General features: G+C 49.4%; 1 protein-coding gene. It reads right to left on the reverse strand.

Annotated features, from left to right (window positions below):
• Positions 1-887 (reverse strand): hypothetical protein (locus GTN70_08430; GenBank protein NIO17010.1); only part of this gene is annotated, 887 nt, incomplete at both ends.

Genomic DNA, 887 nt, shown 5'->3' on the forward strand with positions numbered 1-887 from the left:
GCATATGTGCCAAATCTGGATATTCCTTCGGCTATCGGTGAGTGGTTATTCGAGCTTTGGACCATAACGCCGGTGGCGGCCGACCAGGCCATAGAGCCACCCTGAATACCCTGTTCTACAAGTGTCCAGCCGTTGTAATCACCATCGTTAAAGTTTTCTGAAAGGAGTATCTGGGGACCAGGAGCTGTATCTGTTACCGTAATATCTACTGTCTGTGATGTGGTGGCCAGGCCATCGAAGACATCAACCGTTAGTGTAAAGGTTTGCGTACCACTCACATCCGGTGGAGTGTATATCGGGTTGACTATATTTGCATTGTCCAGACTACCCGCGCCCGTAGGTACAGACCAGCTATATGTCAACGGATTAGGACCGCTATCCGGGTCATATGCAACTACCTGTAATTGAGAAGTCTGGGTATCTGAGATAGTAGATGGACTGGCCGTAACAGATGTGATAACAGGCGCCTGATTGGCTCCGGACGGACCCTCAACTGTAATATCATCGAAGTAACTGCCCGCATTACCCCAGCTATACAGTGCTATAGTCCCGGATGAAAAGGTGCTGTCGTTTACCGAAAAGACCGGACTGCCATCTATAGAGACCTGCAATGAGCTGCCCTGGGCGGAAATCTTTACCTGATAACTCTTGCCTGGAACATACGGAACGAAATCTTCGGCAAGAATGCTAAATACGCCGTTCTCAGCTTTTACCAGGGCACGAGAACTACGCTGACTGTCCCAAATGAACCTGTAGTAGTTATTCTCGTCCTGATAGCGGAACATAACACCTATGCCGTCGTTGTCAGTGGATTTCATCGTTACCGTAGCTGTATAGTCCGTCCAGCCGCTTCCTGCCTGCCAGTAGGCATATGTGCCAAATCTGGA

The sequence above is a fragment of the Deltaproteobacteria bacterium genome, assembly GCA_011773515.1.
GTDB lineage: Bacteria > Desulfobacterota > Deferrimicrobia > J040 > J040 > WVXK01.